Genomic DNA, 25867 nt, shown 5'->3' with positions numbered 1-25867 from the left:
AAAAACGAAACCTAAAAAAGTACGATAAAAACAGTATCGGTTTTCTTAAAGATTAAATATTTGAATTAAAGGTAATTAGAAAAAAGCAGATAGTTTTAAAAAAACTGGCAGATTATTATTGAAAGAAAAGAGGCAACTTTGTGGTCAAGTTAATTTATCTATCAATTTTTTATTTATGTTCATTCAAAGTTTTTTTAACCGGTTTTGCTGCTTTGCTGTTTTAGCGATTGCCATTGCCGGAATTTCATCCTGTAAAAGCAGCACTACTGCAACTGCTTCTGTACGGGTAATTAATGTAAGCCCTGATGCTGGCCCTGTTAATTTTTATTTATCCGGCAGCCTTAAAACTACAGCACCAGTAACTTATGGTAATTCTTTCGGTTATTTTTCTGCTATTGCCGGTAGCCAGACGGCTGAAGTAAAATCTTCAACATCCGCATCAACCCTTGTATCTTCACCTGTTAACATAACAAAAGATGCAAATTACTCCGTTTTTGTATGTGGACTGGCAACAACAAACAGTGTAAATACAATTGTTGCACAGGATATTTTAACAATGCCATCACCGGGTAAAGCTAAAGTGCGTTTTGTTCATGCGGTTGCAGGCGCGCCGCAGGTAAACCTGTCGGTTAACTCAGGCGTATTATTTTTAGGGGTAGGTTATAAATCAGTAACCGATTATACAGAAATAACAGCAGGAACTTACAGCATCAAAGCTATTTCTACAGATGTATCTGCTGTTGGCGTTACCACAGCATTTAACCAAACTTTTGAAAACGGTAAAATTTATACCATTTATTTTAAAGGTTTAGTTGGGGCAAATACCGATGCTTTAAAGCTTAATCTGGGTGTAATAGCCACCAATTAAATAGTTGTTTTTTAAATTGGCGTAGCGCTGTAAAATTTATTAAAATTGCATTTGATATATCAAAATATCAAACTATATTTGCATCCTTAAAATCAAAGAAGAAATAGTCGCTAAAAAATGGCAAATCATAAATCATCAATCAAACGGATCAGGGCTAACGCCGCAAAGCGTTTACGTAATAGATACCAGGCTAAAACAACCAGAAATGCAATTAAAACATTAAGAAACACAACTGTTAAAACAGAAGCTGTTGAATTGTTGCCAAGGGTAATTTCTATGTTAGACCGTTTGGCTAAGAAAAATGTGATCCACAAGAACAAAGCTTCCAACAATAAGTCAAAACTGACTAAATTAGTTAATGCTTTAGCATAAGTACAATATTTTATAAGGTAAAAAGAGCAGGTAATTTATTATCTGCTCTTTTTTTGTTTTAATATTTTCTTTATAATTAAATGTTTTTCCATTTTTATAGTATGGAAAATTATGAAGCTAAAATCAGTATTAAATCTTGGGCAGAAGAAGACCGGCCGAGGGAAAAACTGCTTGCCCAGGGCAGAAGGGTTTTGAGTGATGCCGAATTGATTGCTATTCTGATTGGTTCCGGCAGTATTAACGAATCTGCTGTTGATCTTAGCAAACGTATCCTGATTCATTATGCCGGCGATTTAAATATGCTTGGAAAAGGTTCCGTAAATGATCTTTCCAAGTTTAAAGGTATCGGCGAAGCCAAAGCAATTACCATTATTGCTGCTTTAGAATTAGGCAGAAGGCGCAAAGAAACCGAACATAAAGAAGCTGAAAAAATTGGCAGCAGCAAAGATATTTTCCATTTGATGCACCGTCATTTCGCTGATCTAAACCATGAAGAGTTTTGGATCATCCTGTTAAACAGGGCAAATAAAGTACTTTCAAAACATTTGATTAGTAAAGGCGGACAAGCAGGAACCATTGCTGACCCAAAAATTATTTTTCAAACAGCGCTTGAAAATCATGCTGCTTCAATTATTCTGGCGCATAACCATCCTTCAGGAAACCTCAAACCAAGTCAGGCGGATATTGATCTCACCAGAAAGCTTCGTAATGCCGGTTCTTTCCTGGATATTGCAATTCCGGATCATTTAATTTTTACCGATACAAAATATTACAGCTTTGCGGATGAAGGAATGATGTGAGGAAAGGCGGAAAGGTGAAAGGATAGAGGCGCTTTCCGCCTTTCCCCTTTCAACCCTTCGCCTTTCCCCTTTCCCCTTTCCGCCTCTTTTTCTATCTTTGTGCCTTTTCGTCAATAACAGGCATGAAGATTTCTTATAACTGGCTTAAACAATGCATCAATATAACACAAACACCGGAAGAAATTTCGCAGATTTTAACGGGAATTGGTCTGGAGGTAGAATCGCTTGAAAAAGTGCTTGCTGTACCCGGCGGACTGGAAGGTTTGTTAATTGGCTATGTAAAAGAATGTGTACAACATCCAAACGCTGACCGGTTGCGCGTTACTAAAGTTGATGCAGGCGGAGAGGAACTACAAATTGTTTGCGGTGCAGCTAATGTAGCAGCCGGACAAAAAGTGGTAGTTGCTACCGTTGGAACAACAGTTTATCCAACAGCAGGCGGACCATTTAAAATCAACAAATCAAAAATCAGGGGAGAAGTTTCTGAAGGGATGATCTGTGCCGAAGATGAAATCGGACTGGGAACAGATCATGCCGGAATTATGGTTTTGGATGAAAATGCTGAAATTGGTTCGCTTGCTAAAGATTACTTTAAGCTGGAAGATGATTACGTTTTTGAAATCGGCTTAACACCAAACCGTGCCGATGCAGCTTCTCATTTAGGCACAGCCCGCGATTTGGCTGCTTATCTCAAAACCAAAATCATTTTGCCGGATGTTGCTTCTTTTACCGTGCAAAATAATGCGTTGCCTGTTCAGGTTGAAGTTTTGGATGCTGCTGCTTGTCCGCGTTATTCCAGCGTAACTGTTTCTGGTATCGAAGTAAAAGAATCTCCGGAATGGTTAAAGCAAAAACTGGGCGTAATCGGGCTTCGTCCAATCAACAACATCGTTGATGTAACCAATTACGTTTTGCATTCAATTGGCCAACCTATGCACGCTTTTGATGCTGATACGATTAAAGGAAATAAAGTAATTGTAAAAACCTGTGCGGCAGGAACGCCTTTTACCACTTTAGACGGAATTGAACGCAAATTATCAGCAGAAGATCTGATGATTTGTAATGCCGAAGAACCAATGACAATTGCAGGCGTTTTTGGAGGAATTAATTCCGGAGTTACCAATCAAACCAAAAATATTTTCTTGGAAAGTGCTTATTTTGATGCAGTTTCTGTTCGTAAAACTGCTAAACGTCATGGTTTAAAAACTGATGCTTCTTTTCGTTATGAAAGAGGAACAGATCCGGAAATAACCGTTTGCGCTTTAAAATATGCAGCTTTATTAATTCAACAATTGGCTGGCGGAACGGTTTCTTCTGAGATTTCTGATTTCTATTCAAAACCGAATGCTTCTTTTACCGTGCAAATTTCTTATAAACATGTTCATCGCTTAATTGGAAAGGCAATTTCTGTAGAAGAAATCAAATCGATTATCACCGCATTGGATATTCAAATTACTGCGGAAACAGAAGAAGGGCTTTCTTTGGAAGTTCCTCCATACCGGGTAGATGTAACGCGTGAAGTGGATGTGATTGAAGAAATTTTGCGAATTTACGGTTACAATAACATTGAAATTTCAACACAAATTCGAGCATCTTTAAATAATGCTGCAAAACCTGATAAAGATGCCGTACAAAACATGCTTGCTGATTTGCTTACTGCTAACGGTTTTAATGAAATTTTAGCCAATTCGCTTACTAAATCTGCTTACTCAAGCAATCTGGAAACGGCAGTTAAAATTTTAAATCCTTTAAGCAGTGATTTGGATGTAATGCGGCAAACGTTGTTGTTTTCGGGTTTAGAAGTAATCAGCTACAATCAAAACCGAAGATATCCGAATTTGAAGTTGTATGAATTTGGAAAGATTTATCATCAGTATCAGGAAAAATTTGAAGAAAAGCATCGTTTATCATTGTTTTTAAGCGGAAACGATCAGCCTGAACAATGGAACCAGAAAGAGCAGCCTGTTACTTTTTATCAGCTAAAAGCAGCAGTTGATACATTGCTTCAAAAGTCTGGTGTTAAAGATTTTGTTGTAGAAGATACGGAAATAGGTTTTCTGGATTATGGACTGAGCTACAAACTTGGAAATAAAAGCTTGGTTTATTTTGGTGCAGTTGCAAAAAAGGAACTCAAAAAAGCCGACGTTAACCAGCCTGTTTTTTATGCTGATTTTGATTTTGATTTATTGCTGAAACAGATCAGCAGGAATAAGATTGTTTATCAGGAAGTTTCTAAATTTCCATCTGTAAGAAGAGATTTATCATTATTGGTTGATGAACATGTAACTTTTAATCAGTTAAAACAAACCGCTTTAAAAAGCGAACGTAAACTGATTAAAGAAGTGAATGTGTTTGATGTTTACAAAGGCGATAAAATCTCCGAAGGAAAAAAATCTTACGCATTAAGTTTTGTATTACTGGACGAAGAAAAAACGCTTACCGATAAAGCAATAGATGCAGCCATGCAAAAAGTGGTTTTCAATCTGCAAAAAGAAGCAGGAGCAGAAGTAAGAAAACAGTGATCAGAAATTAAGTTTTGTTTAGCCGCAGCGGATTTTATAATCAACTAATAATAAATGTAACTTTGATATTTTGCTGAGCAGCTTAATAACGCAAGATTTTTAATTAACTAATATTAACTTTAACACTTAATTTTTTATTCTCGAACAATGTCTGTAGTTGCCGAACAATTAGTAAAAGTTGTTGAAAAAACAGAGCGGTTAATTGAGCTTTGCGCGGCATTGCAGGAAGAAAATGAGCTGTTAAAACTTGAAAACCAATCGATAACCAATTCTATAAACATAAGCAAGGAAAAAAACAAGGAACTGGAAGAGAAGCTTCGTGTATTGAAGCTGGCAAAGTCTTTTTCGGAAACGAATGAAAAAACGCTTGATATCAAGCAAAAAATTAACGAATTTGTGCGGGAAATTGATAAGTGTATTGTGTTGCTAAAAAAGTAACAATTAACGTGAAACAAGCTTAATGGGAGATATTTCCATAAAAATAAATATTGCCGACCGCGTTTATCCCTTAAAGGTGAATACGGAGGAAGAGGAGATTATACGGCGTGCAGCAAAACTGATCAATGATCGCATAAAAGAATACCAGGAAAATTATGCGGTTAAAGATAAACAGGACTTGCTTTCAATGTGTGTATTGCATTATGCAACCACTACATTAAAAGCAGAGAAAAAGGTAATGGTAGAAGATACGGAAGTGTCAGATAAAGTTTATCAGCTCGACCAGCTATTATCAAACTTCTTCTCCGGGCAATAATTTCTATTATAAAAAGAGCATTAAATTTAACCGTAGTTAAATTTAAGTTTTACTATTAGCAATAACACTGCAATTAAACTGATTTTTACAGGTCATGTTGATCTGTTTAAACCAGTATTTGCACGTTTCTGTTATGGGAACTTAAATTGAATTACGGTTTTTTATTTTGACATATACTTAAATACAATAAATGATGGATGTACTATATATTATAATTGGACTATTGCTGGGCATTGGCCTGGGCATTGTGATTGGCCGCTACCTGCTCCGTAAATTATTTACCAGCCAGGAAGTTGCGGCGCAAACTAAGGTTAAAAAAATACTGAAAGATGCAGAAAACAATGCTGAATTACTGAAAAAAAATAAGCTGCTGGAAGCAAAAGAGAAATTTTTGCAGCTTAAAGCAGAACACGAACAAGAGGTAACGACAAAAAATAATGGTATCAATCAGCGTGAAAACTCGCTTAAACAAAAGGAACAATCACTTAACCAAAAGCTCGAAAATGCAAACCGCAAAGACCAGGAGCTGGAAAACGTTCGTAAAAACTTAGAAAAACAAACCGAAGCTGCCCTAAAAAAGCAGGAAGAAGTAGAGCAATTGAAAGTGCAGCATGTACAGCAACTGGAATCTATTGCAGGGCTTTCTGCGGAAGAAGCAAAAAACCAATTGGTAGATAATCTGCGTGAAGAAGCGCGTACCAAAGCGATGAGCCAGATCAAAGATATTGTGGACGAAGCAAAATTAACGGCATCAAAAGAAGCTAAAAAAATTGTGATCCAAACCATACAGCGTACCGCTACAGAAAGTGCTATTGAGAATACGGTTTCCATTTTCAACATCGAAAATGATGAAATTAAAGGAAGGATTATTGGCCGCGAAGGCCGTAACATTCGTGCATTGGAAGCAGCAACCGGAATTGAAATTATTGTAGATGACACACCGGAAGCCATAATTTTATCAGGATTTGATCCGGTGAGAAGGGAAATTGCCCGTTTAGCAATGCACAGATTGGTTACTGACGGAAGGATCCACCCAGCACGTATTGAAGAAGTGGTTGCCAAAACACGCAAGCAAATTGAAGAAGAAATTGTAGAAATTGGCGAACGGACCGTAATTGATCTGGGCATTCATGGTTTACATCCTGAACTGATCAGAATGGTTGGCCGGATGCGCTACCGTTCATCTTACGGACAAAATTTGTTGCAGCACTCGCGCGAAGTAGCTAATTTTTGCGCAACGATGGCAGCAGAATTAGGTTTAAACGTGAAAATGGCAAAACGTGCAGGTTTACTGCATGATATTGGTAAAGTTCCTGATGATAATCCGGAATTACCTCATGCGATTTTGGGAATGCAGTTAGCCGAAAAATATAAAGAGAACCCGGAAGTTTGTAATGCCATCGGCGCCCACCATGATGAAATAGAAATGACTTCCATGATTTCGCCTGTTATCCAGGCTTGTGATGCTATTTCCGGCGCTCGTCCGGGTGCACGTCGCGAAGTAGTTGAAAGTTACATCAAACGGTTAAAGGAACTGGAGCAGTTGGCGATGTCCTATCCGGGAGTTGAAAAAACTTTTGCTATTCAGGCTGGACGTGAGTTGCGTGTTGTGGTAGAAAGTGAAAAAATAACCGATGCGCAGGCAGAAGTTTTAGCAGCAGATATTTCAAACCGTATCCAAACAGAAATGACTTATCCGGGACAGATTAAAGTAACTGTGATCCGCGAAACAAGGTCAGTATCTTTTGCTAAATAAAAAAGGTTGATAAAAGAAGCATATAATCTGCAATGCTTCTTTTATCAACCTAAAATATGCAACTGTTTAAATCAGTAAAATTGGACCTTAAAAAAGCGATGGACATTTCATCGCTTTTTTTGCTTAATCAGCTTTAACAAATTATGGTTAAAAAAGAAACGTCGCAACGAAAAATTGATAGCTACTTTAATTACTATTCAGAAAAATTTCCAAACTTAAATAGTAAAATTATAAACGGAATTTGTGCAATAGGAATGTATTTTGGCTTGTTAGGTTTAAGCTGGTCCATTCCGTTCCCGCATTTTAATTTTCTGGGCCAATACAACAGCTACTTCAATTGGGCATCTTTTGTAATTGCTTTCAGCATTTATTACTATTCAAAATTGTCGCCTTTATTGTCATACCTCATGCTGTTTTTAGCGCTTGTTTTTACTTACGTCATCTCTTTGCTGGCAAGCTATCAGTTAAAAAATGGATTAATTGCTGTTCAATTTTATTTTTTAATCTTATTTGTATGCGGACTGGTCCATTACCTTGCTTACAAAACAAGCGGTAAAAGCAGTACGTTAAAAATGGAATTGTTGTTTATTTTGATCGGGCCAATCTGGGTATTTCATTTTATGCTGAAAAAATTCAACATTAGATACTAATCAGCCTGATGCTTCTTTTATCGCATAAAAACTGTTGATAAAAGAAGCATCAAGCTAATTTTCTTTTGTATGGATTATAGGTTTTTGCCTAACTTCTCCAACATTTCCTGCGGGACTTTTTCCAGGTCAAGCACTAAAAATCCGTCTAAACAATCAGAAAATTTAGGGTCGATATTAAAGCAGATGATTTTTGCATTAAGCGAAATATACTGCCGGAGCAAAACCGGAATTTTCATGTTCCGGCTTTCTACTTCGGATATCAGGTTATCTAAAACTTTAAATGAATTTTCTCCTGCTAAAAGAAGCTCGGTATCAATCTTCGAAAAATCGACCTTAAACTTCTTTCTCGGTTTAACATATTGTGCCATCTCGTGGTCGAAATGGCTTTTGCTGATGTAATCAACAATTAAAGATTTGGAAAATTTGGAGAAGCTGTTGCTGATGCTAACCGGACCGATCAAGTAACGGTAACGCGGATTATCGATCAGGTATTTTAAAATCCCTTTCCAAAGTAAAAACAACGGCAAAGGTTTTTGCTGATATTCTTTGCGGATAAAAGAACGGCCAAGCTCCAAACTTTTTTTCAAAACAGGTGCAAATTCACCTTTAATTTTAAATAGTTCGGCTGTGTAAAAGCCTTTTTTGCCCATGCTGTAATAAATCTCGTCGCCTTTGCCAATACGGTAAGCGCCCACAATTACTTTAGCTTCTACATCCCAGATAAACAAGTGGTTGTAGTAAATATCGTATTCATCTAAATCAGAACTTTTGTTCGTTCCTTCGCCAACTTCCCTGAAAGTAACTTCCCTCAACCGGCCAATTTCTTTGATAATATTGGGCAGTAAAGAAGGCGGAGCAATAAAAACCTCATAATTTTTCTCGACCCAAACTAAATAGTTTTCTCTTAAAGCTTCAACTTCCTGCTCTATCAGGTTTACTTTTACCGGCAAAGCAATCGGTTCAGGCGTTTTTTTTATTTTGAAGAGGTTTCTTGGGTTAAAAATCTTTCTTTCTTCTTCCAGTCCTGTTCCTAACGAATAAGTTTTGGCGCGAAGGAAATTGAGCAGTTTGGTTGTGTTGCCAGCATAAGGAACTTCGTCCAACTGGATCGGTTTACCAATCCGCAGTTTAATTTTGTGGCCTTTTTTATTAAACAATTCTGCCGGAAGCATGGCCGTTCTTAAAGTAGGATGGATTAAACTCAGTAAATTAAACAGTAAGCCATTATTGCCATGAAAATAAATGGGTACAACCGGTACTTTTGCCTTCGCTATAATTTTACCAACAACCGGGTGCCATTGCCTGTCGGTTACTTCTTGGTTTTCAATTTTATAAGTAGAAACTTCGCCTGCAGGGAAAATACCAATTGGTGTGCCGTTCCGCAACATTTCCAACGTATTTTTAATACCGCTGATGCTGGAAGAATGCTCAATATTTTCAAAAGGGTTTACAGCGATAAAATAGTCGCTTAAATTAGGGATTTTTTTAAGCAAAAAATTGGCCATCAGTTTTGCATCAGGCCTTACCATACACAATATTTTCAGTAAAACCATACCTTCCACACCACCGTAAGGATGATTGGCAATAGCTACAAAACCGCCGGTAGTTGGAATATTTTTAAGTTCAGATGGGTCAAACTCAACTTCAACGCCCATGCCAGCTAAAATAGCATCAACAAATTCTGGCCCTTGTTTGGGCTGCGCCTGTGCAAACAGTTTGTTCACATCGTTAATTTTCATAATTTCCATCAGAAAAGCTGCCAGGCCAGGCATCTTCAGCTTATCAATTTTAGTAGCCTTGGCAAATTCTTCTTTGGTAATAACTTTCATTATAAAAATTTAGATATTGTGATTATTTAGATTTAAAAAGTAAATATCTCATTATTATACCTAAATTTCTAACTTAAACTGCTGATGTATGCTTTCTGCTTTTAAAAACTACTTTTCAATTACTAAAAAAGAATGGAACGGAATGCTGGTTTTGGCGGTTTTGATGATAATGGTATTGATTGCGCCGGATGTCTATCAATTTTTTGTTGTGCCGGAACAGGTAGATTTTAGCCGGATAAAAGAAGCACAACGGATTTTGGATGGAGCAAAGGAAGAACAACCAGCTTATAATCGTAGCAGTTATCATCATTATGATAAAGTTGATGCTTCTTTTAGCAGCAAAAAATTGAAGCCTGAATATTTTACTTTCAACCCAAATAACCTTTCGGAAGAACAATGGAAAAAGTTAGGTTTAAGCGATCGGCAAATTAAGGTCATTAAAAATTATGAAGCAAAAGGAGGGAAGTTTTATAAAAAAGAAGACTTGCAAAAAATTTATTCTGTTACGCCCACAGATTATGCCCGCTTAGGACCTTATGTTACTATTCCAGACAGAAATTTCAGTAAAAATTATCCTGCTGCTGCTTCATCTCCTAAAGTAAAACCACTTGTTGTAGTTAATATTAACCACGCCGATTCTGCCCAATTAACCGAAATAAGAGGAATTGGGCCAGCTTTTGCCGCCAGGATTTTGAAATACAGAAGCAGGCTGGGTGGCTTTTACCAGAAAAAGCAGTTGATGGAAGTTTACGGACTGGATTCGGCCAAGTACAACGAAATAGAGAAACAGGTTGAGGTGGATGCTTCAGGTATCAGCAAAATTAACATCAATACCTGTAATTTCGATGATTTAAAACGAAACCCTTATCTCAGTTTTAAACAAATGAACGCGCTTATTCAATACCGCAAACAGCATGGTAATTATAGTTCAATAAAAGATATGAAAAACGTATCCATATTAAATGATGAAGTTTTGGGTAAGATAGAACCTTATTTGATGTTTAAATGATAAAAACAGATTTTTTGAAAATTATTTATTTGAACTGCCAGGAAAAAGGCCAATGTTAATTATTTAAAAACTTCAAATCCTTGGAAACAAAAAGCATGAAAGTTTATATTTTTCAGGTGATAAAAGAAGCATCATAAATTGGACAAAGTTTAAACAAGCTCTTACAGCTAATTATCCAATATTTTGTATTTGTATATTTTTTGCCGGTAAAAGAAGCATTATGATAAATCAATAGCTATAGATTTTTTTTAAAAATTTAATATCAATCTGAAATCTTTACTTAACTTTGCCCTCCCTGAAAGGAGGTATTGTAGGAAAATGATTATTATCAATGTAAAAGACGGCGAATCTTTAGATAAAGCGCTGAAACGTTTTAAAAAGAAATTTGAAAAAACAGGTGTTTTAAGAGAACTTCGCAGCCGCCAGGCATACGAAAAAAAATCTGTGGCCCGCAGAAATGTTGTTAAACATGCCGTTTATAAACAGAATATGTTTGCCGATAACGCGTAATTTTCTTTTAAGGATTTTTCCGCTTACTGATATTTAAAAACTATTTGTATCTTCATATTTAAGAAGATACAGATAGTTTTTATGCATTTAGACCGTTTTTATACATATCTCCAGCACGAGAAACGCTTTTCGGCCAATACTTTAATTGCTTATAAAACTGATCTGTTACAGTTTTTTGCATTTATTAAAGCTGAAGCGGATGCTTCTTTTACCGATGTTTTTTTAATACGTAACTGGATTGTCCATCTTTTGGACAAGCAAACAGATTCCCGGTCTGTAAACCGTAAAATATCTTCTTTAAAAACATATTTCCGATTTTTAGTACGCGAAAAATTGCTGGCAGAAAATCCGATGTCTAAAATACAAAGCCCAAAACTGGCTAAAAAGCTTCCTGTAATTATCCGAGAAGAAACAGTTACGGCTTTACTGGACAGTGACGATATTTTTGAAAATGATTTTACAGGGACACGCGATAAATTAGTGGTTGAAATACTGTTTGGCACAGGTATACGGCTGGCAGAACTGCTTAGTTTAAAAGAAACAGACATTAATTTTTATGAAAATACAATAAAAATTATCGGTAAAAGAAGCAAGCAGCGGATTGTTCCGTTAAATAAAGAACTGTTAATATTAATTAAAGAATACCTTAGCATTAAGAAAAGACAAATTTTTAATAACAATTCTTCAAAATTAATTGTTACCGATGCAGGAACTGATGCTTATCCGAAACTAATATACCGCATTGTGCAGAAATATCTGGGTTATATAACCACTCAAAACAAAAAAAGCCCTCACGTACTTCGTCATACGTTCGCCACATCATTATTAAATAATGGTGCGGATTTGAACGCAATAAAAGAACTTTTGGGCCATGCTAATTTAAGTGCCACCCAGGTTTATACCCACAATTCTGTAGAAAGGTTAAAATTAATTTATAAACAAGCCCATCCAAAGGCATAACAAAAGGAGGAACAATGAAAATTACAGTTCAGGCAATACACTTTAGTGCTGACAGTAAATTGGTAGATTTTATTCAGAAAAAAGCGAACAAGCTAGATCAGTTTTTTGATCAGATTATTACCGGCGAGGTTTATTTAAAACTGGAAAAAGTGGAAGATGAAGCGAATAAAATCTCGGAAATTAAATTAATGATCCCTGGAAATCAATTATTTGCAAAAGAGCAATGCAAAACATTTGAAGAGGCAACAGACCTCGCCATAGAAAGTTTACGTAAGCAATTAGAAAAGCACAAGCAAAAAATCCGTACAAAAGAAACCTCTTTAAAAGAAGTAATAAACAATGATCTTTAAGAGGGTTTAATTATATAATATGCATAAAAAGCCAGCAAAATATTTTGTTGGCTTTTTTTATAAAAAAATTTTGTTCGATGTATAAAAAGTGTAGATTTGCATTCCGTTTTCAAAGGCATGTTCTTAAAGCGGCTTTGTTCTTTTAAAATATATAATTGCCTCCTTAGCTCAGCTGGTAGAGCGACTGACTTGTAATCAGTAGGTCATTGGTTCGATCCCGATAGGAGGCTCTTAAAAGGAGTATCAATAGTATTTCTTTTAAATGGGGGGATACCAGAGCGGTCAAATGGGACGGACTGTAAATCCGTTGCTTCGGCTACGAAGGTTCGAATCCTTCTCCCCCCACAATTTTTAAGCGGAAGTAGCTCAGTTGGTAGAGCGATAGCCTTCCAAGCTATAGGTCGCGAGTTCGAACCTCGTCTTCCGCTCAAATAAAATTACGGGCTACGATTGACGATTACGGATTTGTAAGATATTTAATCGGCATGCGTAAACAAAAGCCGACGTAGCTCAGCGGTAGAGCACTTCCTTGGTAAGGAAGAGGTCATGGGTTCAAGTCCCATCGTTGGCTCGCATTATTATAATGTATTAAAAAGTAAAATTAACCTAATAACAACATAAACAATCATGGCAAAAGAAAAATTTGACCGAAGTAAACCGCACTTAAATATCGGTACTATTGGTCACGTTGACCACGGCAAAACTACTCTTACCGCAGCTATTACAAAAGTATTAGCCGATAAAGGTTTTTCAGAAGCTCGTTCATTTGATTCAATTGACTCTGCTCCGGAAGAAAAAGAACGTGGTATTACTATCAATACAGCACACGTTGAATACTCAACTGCTACCCGTCACTATGCACACGTTGACTGCCCGGGCCACGCGGATTATGTGAAAAACATGGTAACAGGTGCGGCTCAAATGGATGGTGCAATTATCGTGGTTGCAGCAACAGACGGTCCGATGCCACAAACTCGTGAGCACATTTTGTTATCACGCCAGGTAGGTGTGCCTTCATTAGTTGTGTTTATGAACAAAGTTGACATGGTTGATGATCCTGAATTGTTAGAATTAGTTGAAATGGAAATTCGCGAATTGTTATCATTCTACGATTTCCCTGGTGATGATATTCCTGTTATTCAAGGTTCAGCTCTTGGTGGCTTAAATGGTGAGCCAAAATGGGTTGACAAAATTATGGAGTTAATGGATGCTGTAGATAACTACATTCCAATTCCTCCACGTTTAACTGACCTGCCTTTCTTGATGCCGGTAGAAGATGTTTTCTCAATTACTGGTCGTGGTACTGTTGCTACAGGCCGTATTGAAAGAGGTATCATTAACTCTGGTGAGCAAGTTGACATCCTGGGAATGGGTGCAGAAAACTTAAAATCAACTGTTACTGGTGTTGAAATGTTCCGTAAAATTCTGGACAGAGGAGAAGCTGGTGATAACGTAGGTTTATTATTACGTGGTATTGAAAAAGAAGCTATCCGTCGTGGTATGGTTATTTGCAAACCAGGTTCAGTAACTCCTCACACAGATTTTAAAGCTGAAGTTTACGTATTATCAAAAGCAGAAGGTGGTCGTCACACGCCGTTCTTTAACAAATACCGTCCGCAATTCTATTTCCGCACTACAGACGTAACTGGTGAAATTTCATTAGCTGAAGGTGTAGAAATGGTAATGCCAGGTGATAACGTTACTATAACAGTAAAACTGATCAACGCTATTGCGATGGAAAAAGGTCTTCGTTTTGCAATCCGTGAAGGTGGCAGAACAGTAGGTGCCGGTCAGGTTACTGAAATTTTAAAATAAAATTTAAAAAGGTTAATTAGAAACATAAGCCCGTTTATCAGGCTTATGTTTTCTTGTAATAAACGGGCATAGTTCAATGGTAGAATAGAGGTCTCCAAAACCTTTGATCAGGGTTCGAATCCTTGTGCCCGTGCATAGTAAAGTAAACAGAATGGCTAAAGTAACTGAATACGTTAAGGAGTCTTACATAGAGTTAACCCAAAAAGTAACCTGGCCAACATGGGGCGAACTTCAGAATAGTGCTGTTTTAGTACTTATTGCTTCTATTATTATAGCTTTGATTATTTTGGCAATGGATGAATCTGTTGGAAATTTACTCAAATATTTTTACAAATCTCTTGCATAATATTTGAACATGAGCGATCAATTGAAATGGTATGTGGTGAGAGCCATAAGTGGGAAAGAAAAAAAGGTTAAACAATACATAGAGGCAGAAGTAAACCGTTTAGGTATAGCGCACCAGATCCCGCAGGTATTAATTCCTATGGAAAAATATTATCAGATGCGGGAAGGAAAAAAAATTGCAAAAGAGCGCAATTACTTTCCTGGATATGTATTGATTGAAGCGGCTTTAGACGGTGAGATGGAACATATAATCAAAAACACAAATAGTGTAATTGGTTTTTTAGGAGATAAAGCAGGTAATGCTGTACCGTTGCGCCAGGCAGAAGTAAACCGCATATTAGGCAAGGTTGATGAAATGACGGTTCAGGCAGAAACCATGAACGTACCTTATTACGCAGGCGAAAACGTTAAAGTGATGGACGGCCCTTTTAACGGTTTTAACGGTGTTATTGAAGAGGTAAACGAAGAGAAAAAGAAACTGAAAGTTATGGTTAAAATTTTCGGGCGAAGAACACCGCTTGAATTGAACTATATGCAGGTTGAAAAGGAATAATAAACAATTAATTTGTTCAAAAAGCTTAAATGTTACATTGCTTCCACATTATAACATTTGTTGTTAAATAAAATAGTAAAATGGCAAAAGAGGTTAGTGCGTTAATCAAGTTACAAGTAAAAGGCGGCGCTGCAAATCCATCTCCACCAATTGGTCCTGCATTAGGAGCAAAAGGTGTTAATATTATGGAGTTTTGCAAGCAGTTTAATGCGCGTACACAAGATAAGGCAGGTAAAGTATTACCTGTTGTAATAACTGTTTATGCTGACAAATCATTTGAATTTATCATTAAAACACCTCCTGTTGCTATCCAGTTATTGGAAGTATCCGGTTTGAAAGGTGGATCGGCAGAACCAAACCGTAAGAAAGTTTCTAATATTTCTTGGGACCAGGTAGAAACGATCGCTAAGGATAAAATGACTGATTTGAACGCCTTCACCGTAGAATCAGCAATGAAAATGGTGGCAGGTACAGCTCGCAGTATGGGGATTACCGTAAATGGTAATGCACCCTGGAATAATTAATTAAATTAAAATTCAGTTTAAGACAAGTGGCTAGATTAACAAAAAATCAAAAAGCAGCACTTTCCAAGATTGAGGCAAACAAGTTATATTCTTTGCAGGAAGCTGCTTCTTTGGTGAAGGACATAACAACCACTAAATTTGATTCATCGGTTGATATTGATGTTCGTTTAGGGGTTGATCCACGTAAAGCTAATCAAATGGTTCGTGGTATTGCTACTTTGCCTCACGGAACCGGTAAAACTGTTCGGGTTTTAGTTTTGTGTACTCCTGATAAGGAAGAAGAAGCTAAGGCAGCCGGGGCAGATTACGTAGGTTTGGATGAGTACATTACCAAGATTGAAGGTGGTTGGACAGATGTTGATATCATCATCACTATGCCAAGCGTTATGGCAAAAGTAGGTAGGTTAGGCCGTATTTTAGGCCCGCGTAACCTAATGCCAAACCCTAAATCTGGTACGGTAACTACTGAAGTTGGCAAAGCGGTAACAGAAGTTAAAGCTGGTAAAATTGATTTTAAAGTAGATAAAACAGGTATTGTTCATGCATCTATAGGAAAAGTTTCTTTTTCTCCGGATAAAATTTATGAAAATGCGATGGAAGTTATCCAAATAATTTCAAAATTAAAACCTTCTTCAGCAAAAGGGACTTACTTCAAGAGTATTCATCTTTCTTCTACTATGTCTAAAGGTATAGAAATAGAAACTAAATCAGTAGCAGGTATTTAATCATGAAGAAAGAAGAAAAATACGAAGTAGTTAATGCCCTTGCAGAGCAGATTAAAGAGTATGGTAATTTCTATGTTACTGATACATCTAATTTAACGGTTGCAAAAATTAATGTAATCCGTAGAAAATGTTTTGAAAGTGATATCAAAATTCAGGTTGCTAAAAATTCACTGATAAAAAAAGCAGTGGAAGCAATCGGAGGAGACTTCACACCCATGTATGATGCATTAAAAGGTTCTTCATCTGTAATGTTCTCTAAATCAACAACTGCTCCGGCAAAATTGATTAAAGAATTAAGAAGGACGGGTGATAAACCAATTTTAAAAGCAGCATACATTGAATCATCATTTTTTATTGGCGATAACCAATTAGATGCACTGGTTAACCTTAAATCTAAAGAGCAACTGGTTGGAGAAATCGTTGGATTATTGCAATCTCCTGCTAAAAATGTTATTTCTGCACTTCAATCTGGCGGAAATATTATAGCAGGTGTTGTTAAAACATTACAGGAAAGAGGTTAACAGACACCTGAAGTTCTGAAATTTATTACAAAAAAGCATTAAAATTAAATTTTAAATAAAATGGCAGATTTAAAAGCGTTTGCTGAGCAGTTAGTAAACTTAACAGTAAAAGAAGTTAACGAGTTAGCTCAGATCTTGAAAGATGAATATGGTATTGAACCAGCTGCTGCAGCTGTTGCAGTTGCAGGCCCTGCCGCTGGTGGTGATGCCCCTGCTGCTGTTGAAGAAAAAACAGCTTTTGACGTTATCCTGAAAGAAGCAGGCGGCGCTAAATTAGCAGTAGTAAAATTAGTGAAAGACTTAACAGGCCTTGGCTTGAAAGAAGCTAAAGACTTAGTGGACGGTGCACCAAAAGAAGTTAAAACTGGTGTTACTAAAGAAGAAGCAGAATCACTTAAAAAACAATTGGAAGAAGCAGGAGCTGTTGTTGAGGTTAAATAATCTCGCAAATCCTATCCATATTTCACAAGACTCCGGCCTGTTTAGCCGGGGTCTATTGTTGTTTATAACACACCCATTTTTGTTTGAAGTTCAGGAAACAAACTTTAATCAAACAAGTGAAAGTTTATTCATAAACTAAAAAATTAATCCCTTGGCAAACAAAAATAATCAAAGAGTAAACTTTGCAACCAGTAAGCACGTAATTGATTACCCTGACTTTCTGGATGTACAGTTACAATCTTTTCAGGAATTTTTTCAATTGGAAACTACTTCAGACAATCGCCACAAAGAAGGCTTGTTTAAAGTTTTTGCAGAGAACTTTCCAATTTCCGATTCCAGAAACATCTTTGTTTTAGAATTTCTGGATTATTTTATTGATCCGCCCCGCTATGATATTCAAGAGTGTATTGAGCGTGGTTTAACTTATAGCGTGCCGTTAAAAGCAAAGCTTCGTTTATCATGTAATGATGAGGAACACGAAGATTTTGAAACAATTGTTCAGGATGTGTATTTGGGAACAATCCCTTATATGACTCCAAAAGGAACTTTTGTGGTTAACGGAGCAGAACGTGTAATTGTTTCTCAGTTGCACCGTTCTCCTGGTGTGTTTTTTGGCCAAAGCCGTCACACTAACGGAACAAAATTGTACTCAGCCCGTGTAATCCCTTTTAAAGGTTCATGGATTGAGTTTGCTACAGACGTAAACAACGTAATGTATGCTTATATAGACAGGAAAAAGAAGTTTCCTGTTACTACCTTGCTTCGTGCTATTGGTTACGATTCTGATAAAGATATTTTAGAATTATTTGAACTGGCAGATGAAGTAAAAGTGAGTAAATCAGGCTTGAAAAAATTTATCGGTCGTAAGCTTGCTGCAAGGGTACTGAAAAAATGGGTGGAAGATTTTGTGGATGAAGATACTGGTGAGGTAGTTTCTATCGACCGTAACGAAATCATCCTGGAGCGTGAAACCATTTTAGAAGATGACCATATTGATCTGATCATTGATGCGGGTGTAAAAAGTATTATCCTGAATAAAGAGGATGCAGCTACCAGCGGTGATTATACCATTATATATAATACATTACAAAAAGACACTTCCAACTCCGAAAAGGAAGCAGTAGAACATATTTACAGACAGTTACGTAACGCGGAACCGCCTGATGAAGAAACAGCTCGCGGCATTATAGATCGCTTGTTCTTCTCTGATAAAAGGTATGATTTAGGCGATGTAGGCCGTTACCGCATCAACCGTAAGTTAAAACTGGATACTTCTTTTGAGACCAAAGTTTTAACAAAGCAGGATATTATTGCAATTGTAAAATACCTGATCAAACTGATAAACGTTAAAGCAGAAGTTGATGATATTGATCACTTGTCTAACCGTCGTGTACGTACAGTAGGTGAGCAGTTATATGCGCAATTTGGCGTTGGTTTGGCAAGGATGGCTCGTACAATCCGTGAGCGGATGAACATTCGCGATAACGAAGTTTTTACACCAACTGATTTGATTAATGCCAGAACTTTATCGTCTGTCATTAACTCTTTCTTCGGTACAAACCAGTTGTCTCAGTTTATGGATCAAACCAATCCATTAGCAGAGATTACGCACAAACGCCGTTTATCAGCGCTTGGGCCTGGTGGTTTATCCCGTGAACGTGCAGGTTTTGAAGTCCGTGATGTTCACTACACACACTATGGCCGTTTATGTACAATTGAAACACCTGAAGGACCAAATATCGGTTTGATCTCTTCACTTTGTGTACATGCTAAGATCAATAATTTAGGCTTTATTGAAACTCCATATAAACGTGTGGTCGCCGGGAAAGTATCTGTTGATGAGCCTGTAATATATTTATCTGCAGAAGATGAAGACGGTAAAACCATTGCACAGGCAAATGCGCATTACGACGATAAGGGCAATTTTGAAACACCACGTGTAAAAGCACGTTTCGAAGGTGATTTCCCGGTAATTGAGCCAGAAAGGCTGGATTACATGGATATTGCGCCTAACCAAATCACGTCTATTGCTGCATCTTTAATTCCGTTTTTGGAACATGATGATGCTAACCGTGCTTTGATGGGTTCTAACATGCAGCGCCAGGCTGTTCCTTTATTACGCCCGGAAGCGCCAATTGTAGGTACTGGATTGGAAGGGCGTGTAGCAAAAGATTCACGTACTTTAATTAATGCAGAAGGTGACGGAGTTGTAGAATATGTAGATGCAAACGAAATCAAAATCAAATATGATCGTAATTATGACGATCGTTTAGTTTCTTTCGAAGGCGATACACAAACTTACCGTTTAATCAAGTTTAAGAAAACCAACCAAAGCACAACTATCAACTTAAAACCAATTGTTAAAAAAGGACAACGGGTAGAAAAAGGTCAGGTGTTGTGTGAAGGTTATGCAACACAAGACGGTGAATTAGCTTTAGGACGAAACATGAAAGTTGCTTTCATGCCTTGGCAAGGTTACAACTTTGAGGATGCGATTGTAATTTCAGAACGTGTAGTATCTCAGGATATTTTTACTTCCCTTCATATTGAAGAATTTGAATTGGAAGTCCGTGATACCAAACGTGGTGAAGAAGAGTTGACACCAGATATTCCAAACGTTTCCGAGGAAGCAACGAAAGACTTAGACGAAAACGGCATCATCCGTGTTGGTGCTGAAGTTAAAGAAGGCGATATCCTGATTGGTAAAATTACACCAAAAGGAGAATCTGACCCTTCACCGGAAGAAAAACTTTTACGTGCAATCTTCGGTGATAAAGCAGGTGATGTTAAAGACGCTTCTTTAAAAACGCCTCCTTCTATCAGTGGTGTAGTAATTGATACTAAATTATTTTCCCGTGCTAAAAAGACTTCTAAAGCAGAAGAAAAAAGTGCATTGGAAAAATTAGATAACAAGCATGACAAAAGCATTAAAGACCTTAAAAATTCTTTGATTGAAAAGCTTTTTGAAATTGTAAACGGTAAAACATCACAAGGAGTTTACAATGTTTACAAAGAGTTGCTTGTTGCTAAAGGTGTTAAATTCACGCAAAAGATTTTAGTTGAATTAGATTACAACAATATCAATCCAACAAAATGGACTACTGATGAAGACAAAAATGAAATGATCAAGCTGCTGCTTCATAACTTTAACATTAAAGTTAATGAAGAATTAGGCGCTTATCGTCGTGATAAGTTTGCAATAAGTGTAGGTGATGAATTGCCGTCTGGTATTGTGCAAATGGCAAAAGTTTATATTGCTAAAAAACGCAAGCTTAAAGTTGGTGATAAAATGGCTGGCCGTCACGGTAATAAGGGTATTGTTGCCCGTATTGTCCGCGATGAAGATATGCCGTTCCTGGAAGATGGAACACCTGTGGATATTGTATTAAATCCGCTTGGTGTACCTTCCCGTATGAACTTAGGACAGATTTACGAAACTGTTTTAGGCTGGGCCGGAAAAGAACTGGGAATGAAGTTTGCCACACCGATTTTTGACGGTGCATCACATTCAGAAGTGGAAGAATGGGTAGCTAAAGCTGGTGTTCCTGCATCTGGAAGAACCTATTTATACAATGGTTTAACTGGTGATCGTTTTGATCAGCAAACTACTGTTGGTATAATTTATATGCTGAAATTAGGCCACATGGTTGATGATAAAATGCATGCTCGTTCCATCGGACCTTATTCATTGATTACACAACAACCATTGGGCGGTAAAGCACAATTTGGAGGTCAGCGTTTTGGTGAGATGGAAGTTTGGGCTTTGGAAGCATTTGGTGCTGCCAATATTTTGCAAGAAATTCTCACGGTTAAGTCAGATGATGTGATCGGACGCGCTAAAACATACGAAGCAATCGTTAAAGGTGAAAATCTTCCTACACCATCAGTTCCGGAATCTTTCAATGTATTGGTCCATGAATTGAGAGGTTTAGGTTTGGATATCACGTTAGAATAAGTTCTAAAACGTAGGTTTTGAGTGATGAGATTTTAATTTTATCACTCAAAAATCTACAACTATTACCTATAGCTGATGTATGATGCTTCTTTTATCACACTAAAATTAAAATCTAAGTTTAACTTTTCAGAAAAAGCATAATTAAGAATACCAATTTTTAGTTGATAAAAGAAGCATTACATATTCAGCTTTCAAAATTAAAAAAAGAACTATGTCGTATAAAAAGGATAATAAAATCAAAAGTAATTTCACCACAATTACGATCAGCCTGGCTTCTCCCGAATCCATTTTGGAACGTTCGAGCGGTGAAGTTTTAAAACCAGAAACCATTAACTACCGGACTTACAAACCCGAACGTGATGGTTTATTTTGCGAACGTATTTTTGGCCCGGTAAAGGATTACGAATGCCATTGCGGAAAATACAAACGTATCCGTTATAAAGGAATTGTTTGCGACCGTTGCGGTGTTGAAGTAACCGAGAAAAAAGTACGCCGTGAGCGTATGGGACACATTAACTTGGTAGTTCCGGTTGCCCATATCTGGTATTTCCGTTCGTTGCCAAATAAAATTGGTTACCTTTTAGGACTACCGACTAAAAAATTAGACCTGATTATTTATTATGAACGTTATGTTGTAATAAAACCAGGCATAAAAGAAGCAGACGGGATTTCTAAAATGGATTTCCTGACTGAAGAAGAATACCTGGACATTTTAGATACACTTCCTAAAGAAAACCAATACTTAGACGACAAAGATCCGCAGAAATTTGTTGCTAAAATGGGTGCAGAAGCTTTGGAAGAATTGTTGAAAAACCTGGACCTGGATCAGTTATCTTATGATCTTCGTCACCAGGCTGCAAATGAAACTTCCCAGCAGCGTAAAAACGAAGCTTTGAAACGTTTACAGGTTGTAGAAGCTTTCCGTGATTCTAAAACCAGGATTGAAAACAATCCGGAATGGATGATCGTAAAAATTGTTCCGGTTATTCCACCAGAATTACGTCCGTTAGTACCGTTAGAAGGCGGCCGTTTTGCTACTTCCGATTTAAATGACTTGTATCGCCGGGTTATTATCCGTAACAATCGTTTAAAAAGATTAATTGAAATTAAAGCACCGGAAGTAATTTTACGTAATGAAAAACGTATGCTTCAGGAAGCAGTAGATTCTTTATTTGATAACTCACGTAAAGTAAATGCTGTTAAAACGGAAGGTAACCGTGCTTTAAAATCATTATCTGATATTTTAAAAGGTAAACAAGGCCGTTTCCGTCAAAATTTATTGGGTAAACGGGTAGATTACTCAGCACGTTCTGTAATTGTTGTTGGGCCAAACCTGAAACTGCATGAATGCGGTTTACCAAAAGATATGGCTGCTGAACTTTTTAAACCGTTCATCATTCGTAAAATGATTGAAAGAGGTATTGTAAAAACAGTAAAATCAGCCAAAAAAATTGTTGACCGCAAAGACCCTATTGTTTGGGATATTCTGGAAAATGTATTGAAAGGACATCCGGTATTGTTAAACCGTGCACCAACATTGCACCGTTTGGGTATCCAGTCTTTTCAGCCAAAACTAATTGAAGGAAAAGCCATTCAGCTTCACCCTTTAACCTGTACTGCTTTTAACGCGGATTTTGACGGTGACCAGATGGCTGTACACGTACCATTAGGTAATGCTGCAATTTTGGAAGCTCAGATTTTGATGCTTGCTTCACACAATATTTTAAATCCGGCCAATGGTACGCCAATTACTGTTCCTTCCCAGGATATGGTTTTGGGTTTGTATTATATTACTAAAGGACGTAAAACAGATGCCGTCCGGGTTGTAAAAGGCGAAGGATTGACTTTTTATTCTGCAGAAGAAGTTCTTATTGCTTATAATGAGAAAAAGCTTGATTTACATGCTTTTATTAAGGTAAAAGCTAAAGTAAAAGAGCGTGATGGAAGTATTGTAAGCAAAATTATTGATACAACGGTTGGGCGTGTATTGTTTAACCAACATGTACCTGAAGAAGTAGGTTATATCAATGAATTGCTTACTAAAAAATCTTTACGTGATATTATTGGTGAGGTTGTAAAAACTACCGGTATGGCGCGCGCTGCACAATTCCTGGACGAAATCAAAGAACTTGGTTTCCAAATGGCGTTCCGTGGCGGTTTATCTTTCAACTTGCAGGATTTAAACATTCCTGCAGAAAAAGTCACCCTGATTGATCAGGCTTCTAAAGAAGTTGAAGAGGTAATGAACAACTATAACATGGGTTTCATTACCAATAACGAACGTTACAATCAGATCATCGATATCTGGACCCGTATCAACAATCGTTTGACAGCAAACGTGATGGAGATATTATCTACCGATAATCAAGGCTTCAATTCTGTATATATGATGCTAGATTCTGGTGCACGTGGTTCTAAAGAGCAGATCCGTCAGCTTTGTGGTATGCGTGGTTTGATGGCAAAACCTCAAAAATCAGGTTCAGGTGGCGAAATTATTGAAAACCCGATCTTATCTAACTTTAAAGAAGGATTATCGGTATTAGAGTATTTTATTTCCACACACGGTGCCCGTAAAGGTCTGGCAGATACAGCTTTAAAAACGGCTGATGCCGGTTACTTGACCCGTCGTTTGCATGATGTTGCCCAGGATATGATTGTTGGCGAAACAGATTGCGGTACTTTAAGAGGTATTTACACAACTGCTTTAAAAGATAACGAAGATATTGTTGAGCCGCTTTATGATCGTATTCTTGGCCGTACAACTTTAAGTGATGTGCGCGATCCTTTAACTAATGAGTTATTGATTGAAGCAGGAAACGATATTACCGAGGAAATTGCAAAAAGAATAGAAAACTCTCCGTTAGAAGGTATAGAAATTCGTTCTGTATTAACCTGCGAAGCAAAAAGAGGCGTTTGTGCACTTTGCTATGGCCGTAACCTGGCCAGTGGTAAACGGGTACAACGTGGTGAAGCAGTTGGTGTAATCGCTGCACAATCTATTGGTGAGCCGGGAACGCAGTTAACTTTGCGTACTTTCCACGTGGGTGGTACTGCTTCTAACATTGCAGCAGAATCTCAGATCAATGCCAAATTTGATGGTATTATTGAATTTGAAAATGTTAGGACCGTACAATATAAAACAGAAGAAGGTGACGTCGATGTAGTGTTAGGCCGTTCAGGTGAATTCAGGATTGTTGAGAAAGATACCAACAAGGTAATCATGACCAACAATATCCCTTATGGTTCTTACCTGTATGCTAAGGACAATACGCAAATTACCAAAGGGGACCGTATTTGTTCATGGGACCCTTATAATGCGGTAATTCTTTCTGAGTTTGCTGGTAAAGCACAGTTTGATGCTGTTCAGGAAGGTATTACTTTCCGTGAAGAATCTGATGAACAAACTGGCCACCGCGAAAAAGTTATTATTGACACACGCGATAAAACCAAAAATCCGGTTATTCAGATTATCGATAGCGGAAAAAATGTGATCAAAGGATATAATATTCCGGTAGGGGCACATATTGCTGTTGATGAAGGAGAGAAAGTACAAACCGGGCAGGTAATTGCTAAAATCCCTCGTTCTACAGGTAAAACCCGTGATATTACAGGTGGTTTGCCACGTGTAACCGAACTGTTTGAAGCACGAAACCCTTCAAACCCTGCTGTAGTAACCGAAATTGATGGTGTAGTTACTTTAGGTGGGATCAAAAGAGGCAACCGGGAAATCACGATTGAGTCGAAAGATGGTCAGGTTAAAAAATACCTGGTACCACTTTCTAAACATATCCTGGTTCAGGACAACGACTTTATCAAAGCTGGTATGCCTTTATCCGACGGATCTATTTCTCCGGCTGATATTTTATCAATTAAAGGTCCGGCTGCCGTACAGGAATACCTGGTAAATGGTATCCAGGAAGTTTATCGTTTACAAGGTGTAAAAATTAATGATAAACATTTCGAGGTAATCGTTCACCAAATGATGCAGAAAGTAACCATTGAAGATGCCGGTGATACACGTTTCTTAGAAAGAGAGGCTGTTGACAGATGGGATTTCATGATGGAGAACGACGAAATTTACGATAAAAAAGTAGTTGTTGACCCCGGAAGCTCTAATAACTTAAAACCTGGCCAGATTATTTCTGTTCGTAAGTTGCGTGATGAAAATTCTGTTTTAAAACGTAAAGATTTGAAACTGGTTGAAGCACGTGATGCTATCGCTGCAACATCCAGCCAGATGTTACAAGGTATTACCAGAGCTTCATTAGGAACAAAATCATTCATTTCGGCTGCTTCCTTCCAGGAAACAACTAAAGTGTTAAATGAAGCTGCTATTGCCGGTAAACGAGATAAAATGCTGGGACTGAAAGAAAACGTAATTGTAGGGCACTTAATTCCTTCGGGAACTGGTTTGCGTGCTTATGATAATGTTCGTGTAGGTTCTCAGGAAGAATTTGACCGTTTGTTAGCTTCTAAATCAGAAGAAGTAGAAGCATAAATTAATATTATGCCTTTTAAGCCCAAATATCTTTTAATAGATGTTTGGGCTTTTTCATGTGCTAAAAGAAGCATAATATCACTGTTGTTTCGTTAGTTTTTATGCATTAT

Annotated in this window: 22 protein-coding genes and 5 tRNA genes; 26 read left to right on the top strand and 1 reads right to left on the bottom strand. The window is 37.3% G+C overall.

What is annotated here, in order from left to right:
• The first annotated feature begins 175 nt into the window (after window positions 1-175).
• The 8 genes from GO621_RS05795 to GO621_RS05760 all read left to right on the top strand — a co-directional run bounded on the left by GO621_RS05795 (window position 176) and on the right by GO621_RS05760 (window position 7722).
• Window positions 176-868 (top strand): DUF4397 domain-containing protein, encoded by a 693-nt coding sequence (locus tag GO621_RS05795; RefSeq protein ID WP_157565064.1) that lies wholly within the window; start codon window positions 176-178, stop codon window positions 866-868.
• A gap of 117 nt (window positions 869-985) precedes the next feature.
• Window positions 986-1240 carry a 30S ribosomal protein S20 gene (gene rpsT / locus GO621_RS05790; protein ID WP_157565062.1) on the top strand — a complete coding sequence of 85 codons (255 nt, stop codon included), beginning with the start codon at window positions 986-988 and terminating at the stop codon, window positions 1238-1240.
• A 101-nt stretch (window positions 1241-1341) separates the two neighbouring features.
• Window positions 1342-2040 carry a RadC family protein gene (gene radC / locus GO621_RS05785; RefSeq protein ID WP_157565060.1) on the top strand — a complete coding sequence of 233 codons (699 nt, stop codon included), beginning with the start codon at window positions 1342-1344 and terminating at the stop codon, window positions 2038-2040.
• 122 nt (window positions 2041-2162) lie between these two features.
• Complete coding sequence (gene pheT, locus GO621_RS05780; protein WP_157565058.1) at window positions 2163-4562, top strand: phenylalanine--tRNA ligase subunit beta; 2400 nt, start codon at window positions 2163-2165, stop codon at window positions 4560-4562.
• A 147-nt stretch (window positions 4563-4709) separates the two neighbouring features.
• The gene (locus GO621_RS05775) at window positions 4710-5000 is read left to right on the top strand and encodes a hypothetical protein (protein ID WP_157565056.1); all 291 of its coding nucleotides are present in this window, start codon (window positions 4710-4712) and stop codon (window positions 4998-5000) included.
• 22 nt (window positions 5001-5022) lie between these two features.
• The gene (locus GO621_RS05770) at window positions 5023-5316 is read left to right on the top strand and encodes a cell division protein ZapA (protein ID WP_157565054.1); all 294 of its coding nucleotides are present in this window, start codon (window positions 5023-5025) and stop codon (window positions 5314-5316) included.
• Between the two features lie 193 nt (window positions 5317-5509).
• Window positions 5510-7072: a ribonuclease Y gene (gene rny, locus GO621_RS05765; protein ID WP_157565052.1), complete on the top strand. Its 1563-nt coding sequence runs from the start codon at window positions 5510-5512 to the stop codon at window positions 7070-7072.
• Between the two features lie 143 nt (window positions 7073-7215).
• The gene (locus GO621_RS05760; protein WP_157565050.1) at window positions 7216-7722 is read left to right on the top strand and encodes a DUF962 domain-containing protein; all 507 of its coding nucleotides are present in this window, start codon (window positions 7216-7218) and stop codon (window positions 7720-7722) included.
• A gap of 74 nt (window positions 7723-7796) precedes the next feature.
• On the opposite strand, the gene GO621_RS05755 is transcribed toward GO621_RS05760, so the two are convergent.
• Window positions 7797-9551: a lysophospholipid acyltransferase family protein gene (locus tag GO621_RS05755; RefSeq protein WP_157565048.1), complete on the bottom strand. Its 1755-nt coding sequence runs from the start codon at window positions 9549-9551 to the stop codon at window positions 7797-7799.
• An 88-nt stretch (window positions 9552-9639) separates the two neighbouring features.
• Here GO621_RS05755 and GO621_RS05750 point away from each other — a divergent pair, with 88 nt between their 5' ends.
• The 18 genes from GO621_RS05750 to rpoC all read left to right on the top strand — a co-directional run bounded on the left by GO621_RS05750 (window position 9640) and on the right by rpoC (window position 25757).
• Window positions 9640-10560 (top strand): ComEA family DNA-binding protein, encoded by a 921-nt coding sequence (locus GO621_RS05750; RefSeq protein ID WP_157565047.1) that lies wholly within the window; start codon window positions 9640-9642, stop codon window positions 10558-10560.
• A gap of 318 nt (window positions 10561-10878) precedes the next feature.
• Window positions 10879-11070, top strand: coding sequence for a 30S ribosomal protein S21 (rpsU, locus tag GO621_RS05745; protein ID WP_157565045.1), 192 nt, complete (start codon window positions 10879-10881; stop codon window positions 11068-11070).
• Window positions 11071-11151: 81 nt separating this feature from the next.
• Window positions 11152-12030, top strand: a complete 879-nt coding sequence (locus GO621_RS05740; protein WP_157565044.1) for a tyrosine-type recombinase/integrase — start codon at window positions 11152-11154, stop codon at window positions 12028-12030.
• A 14-nt stretch (window positions 12031-12044) separates the two neighbouring features.
• Window positions 12045-12380: a ribosome hibernation-promoting factor, HPF/YfiA family gene (gene hpf / locus GO621_RS05735; protein WP_157565042.1), complete on the top strand. Its 336-nt coding sequence runs from the start codon at window positions 12045-12047 to the stop codon at window positions 12378-12380.
• Window positions 12381-12537: 157 nt separating this feature from the next.
• Window positions 12538-12610, top strand: a tRNA-Thr gene (locus GO621_RS05730).
• Between the two features lie 34 nt (window positions 12611-12644).
• Window positions 12645-12725: transfer RNA gene (locus GO621_RS05725), tRNA-Tyr, on the top strand.
• A 10-nt stretch (window positions 12726-12735) separates the two neighbouring features.
• Window positions 12736-12808 (top strand) — tRNA-Gly (locus GO621_RS05720).
• 71 nt (window positions 12809-12879) lie between these two features.
• A tRNA-Thr gene (locus GO621_RS05715) sits at window positions 12880-12951 on the top strand.
• Window positions 12952-13007: 56 nt separating this feature from the next.
• Window positions 13008-14195, top strand: a complete 1188-nt coding sequence (gene tuf / locus GO621_RS05710; protein ID WP_157565041.1) for an elongation factor Tu — start codon at window positions 13008-13010, stop codon at window positions 14193-14195.
• Window positions 14196-14257: 62 nt separating this feature from the next.
• Window positions 14258-14328, top strand: a tRNA-Trp gene (locus tag GO621_RS05705).
• 18 nt (window positions 14329-14346) lie between these two features.
• The gene (gene secE, locus GO621_RS05700; RefSeq protein ID WP_157565039.1) at window positions 14347-14541 is read left to right on the top strand and encodes a preprotein translocase subunit SecE; all 195 of its coding nucleotides are present in this window, start codon (window positions 14347-14349) and stop codon (window positions 14539-14541) included.
• Window positions 14542-14550: 9 nt separating this feature from the next.
• Entirely contained in the window at window positions 14551-15093 is a 543-nt protein-coding gene (nusG, locus tag GO621_RS05695) for a transcription termination/antitermination protein NusG (RefSeq protein WP_157565037.1), read from the top strand.
• Window positions 15094-15173: 80 nt separating this feature from the next.
• Window positions 15174-15617 carry a 50S ribosomal protein L11 gene (gene rplK / locus GO621_RS05690; RefSeq protein ID WP_157565036.1) on the top strand — a complete coding sequence of 148 codons (444 nt, stop codon included), beginning with the start codon at window positions 15174-15176 and terminating at the stop codon, window positions 15615-15617.
• A gap of 26 nt (window positions 15618-15643) precedes the next feature.
• A complete protein-coding gene (gene rplA, locus GO621_RS05685; protein ID WP_317163393.1) occupies window positions 15644-16342 on the top strand; it encodes a 50S ribosomal protein L1 in 699 nt (232 codons plus the stop codon).
• A gap of 2 nt (window positions 16343-16344) precedes the next feature.
• Window positions 16345-16863 (top strand): 50S ribosomal protein L10, encoded by a 519-nt coding sequence (gene rplJ, locus GO621_RS05680; protein ID WP_157565034.1) that lies wholly within the window; start codon window positions 16345-16347, stop codon window positions 16861-16863.
• A 60-nt stretch (window positions 16864-16923) separates the two neighbouring features.
• A complete protein-coding gene (gene rplL, locus GO621_RS05675; RefSeq protein WP_157565032.1) occupies window positions 16924-17304 on the top strand; it encodes a 50S ribosomal protein L7/L12 in 381 nt (126 codons plus the stop codon).
• 151 nt (window positions 17305-17455) lie between these two features.
• On the top strand, window positions 17456-21259 hold the full coding sequence (gene rpoB / locus GO621_RS05670; RefSeq protein ID WP_157565030.1) for a DNA-directed RNA polymerase subunit beta: 3804 nt from the start codon (window positions 17456-17458) through the stop codon (window positions 21257-21259).
• Between the two features lie 211 nt (window positions 21260-21470).
• Entirely contained in the window at window positions 21471-25757 is a 4287-nt protein-coding gene (rpoC, locus tag GO621_RS05665) for a DNA-directed RNA polymerase subunit beta' (RefSeq protein ID WP_157565028.1), read from the top strand.
• Window positions 25758-25867 lie beyond the last annotated feature (110 nt).

The organism is Mucilaginibacter arboris (assembly GCF_009754915.1).
Classification (GTDB): Bacteria; Bacteroidota; Bacteroidia; order Sphingobacteriales; family Sphingobacteriaceae; genus Mucilaginibacter_A; species Mucilaginibacter_A arboris.
This window is presented reverse-complemented; position numbering and strand designations above follow the sequence as displayed.

Coding starts and splice junctions, on each gene's coding strand:
- rny (WP_157565052.1), top strand. CDS start 5,510: ATGGATGTACTATATATTATAATTGGACTATTGCTGGGCATTGGCCTG.
- nusG (WP_157565037.1), top strand. CDS start 14,551: ATGAGCGATCAATTGAAATGGTATGTGGTGAGAGCCATAAGTGGGAAA.
- rplJ (WP_157565034.1), top strand. CDS start 16,345: ATGAAGAAAGAAGAAAAATACGAAGTAGTTAATGCCCTTGCAGAGCAG.
- hpf (WP_157565042.1), top strand. CDS start 12,045: ATGAAAATTACAGTTCAGGCAATACACTTTAGTGCTGACAGTAAATTG.
- GO621_RS05795 (WP_157565064.1), top strand. CDS start 176: ATGTTCATTCAAAGTTTTTTTAACCGGTTTTGCTGCTTTGCTGTTTTA.
- rplK (WP_157565036.1), top strand. CDS start 15,174: ATGGCAAAAGAGGTTAGTGCGTTAATCAAGTTACAAGTAAAAGGCGGC.
- rplL (WP_157565032.1), top strand. CDS start 16,924: ATGGCAGATTTAAAAGCGTTTGCTGAGCAGTTAGTAAACTTAACAGTA.
- rpsU (WP_157565045.1), top strand. CDS start 10,879: ATGATTATTATCAATGTAAAAGACGGCGAATCTTTAGATAAAGCGCTG.
- GO621_RS05760 (WP_157565050.1), top strand. CDS start 7,216: ATGGTTAAAAAAGAAACGTCGCAACGAAAAATTGATAGCTACTTTAAT.
- GO621_RS05755 (WP_157565048.1), bottom strand. CDS start 9,551: ATGAAAGTTATTACCAAAGAAGAATTTGCCAAGGCTACTAAAATTGAT.
- rpsT (WP_157565062.1), top strand. CDS start 986: ATGGCAAATCATAAATCATCAATCAAACGGATCAGGGCTAACGCCGCA.
- radC (WP_157565060.1), top strand. CDS start 1,342: ATGGAAAATTATGAAGCTAAAATCAGTATTAAATCTTGGGCAGAAGAA.
- secE (WP_157565039.1), top strand. CDS start 14,347: ATGGCTAAAGTAACTGAATACGTTAAGGAGTCTTACATAGAGTTAACC.
- GO621_RS05770 (WP_157565054.1), top strand. CDS start 5,023: ATGGGAGATATTTCCATAAAAATAAATATTGCCGACCGCGTTTATCCC.
- GO621_RS05750 (WP_157565047.1), top strand. CDS start 9,640: ATGCTTTCTGCTTTTAAAAACTACTTTTCAATTACTAAAAAAGAATGG.
- GO621_RS05775 (WP_157565056.1), top strand. CDS start 4,710: ATGTCTGTAGTTGCCGAACAATTAGTAAAAGTTGTTGAAAAAACAGAG.
- rpoC (WP_157565028.1), top strand. CDS start 21,471: ATGTCGTATAAAAAGGATAATAAAATCAAAAGTAATTTCACCACAATT.
- tuf (WP_157565041.1), top strand. CDS start 13,008: ATGGCAAAAGAAAAATTTGACCGAAGTAAACCGCACTTAAATATCGGT.
- GO621_RS05740 (WP_157565044.1), top strand. CDS start 11,152: ATGCATTTAGACCGTTTTTATACATATCTCCAGCACGAGAAACGCTTT.
- pheT (WP_157565058.1), top strand. CDS start 2,163: ATGAAGATTTCTTATAACTGGCTTAAACAATGCATCAATATAACACAA.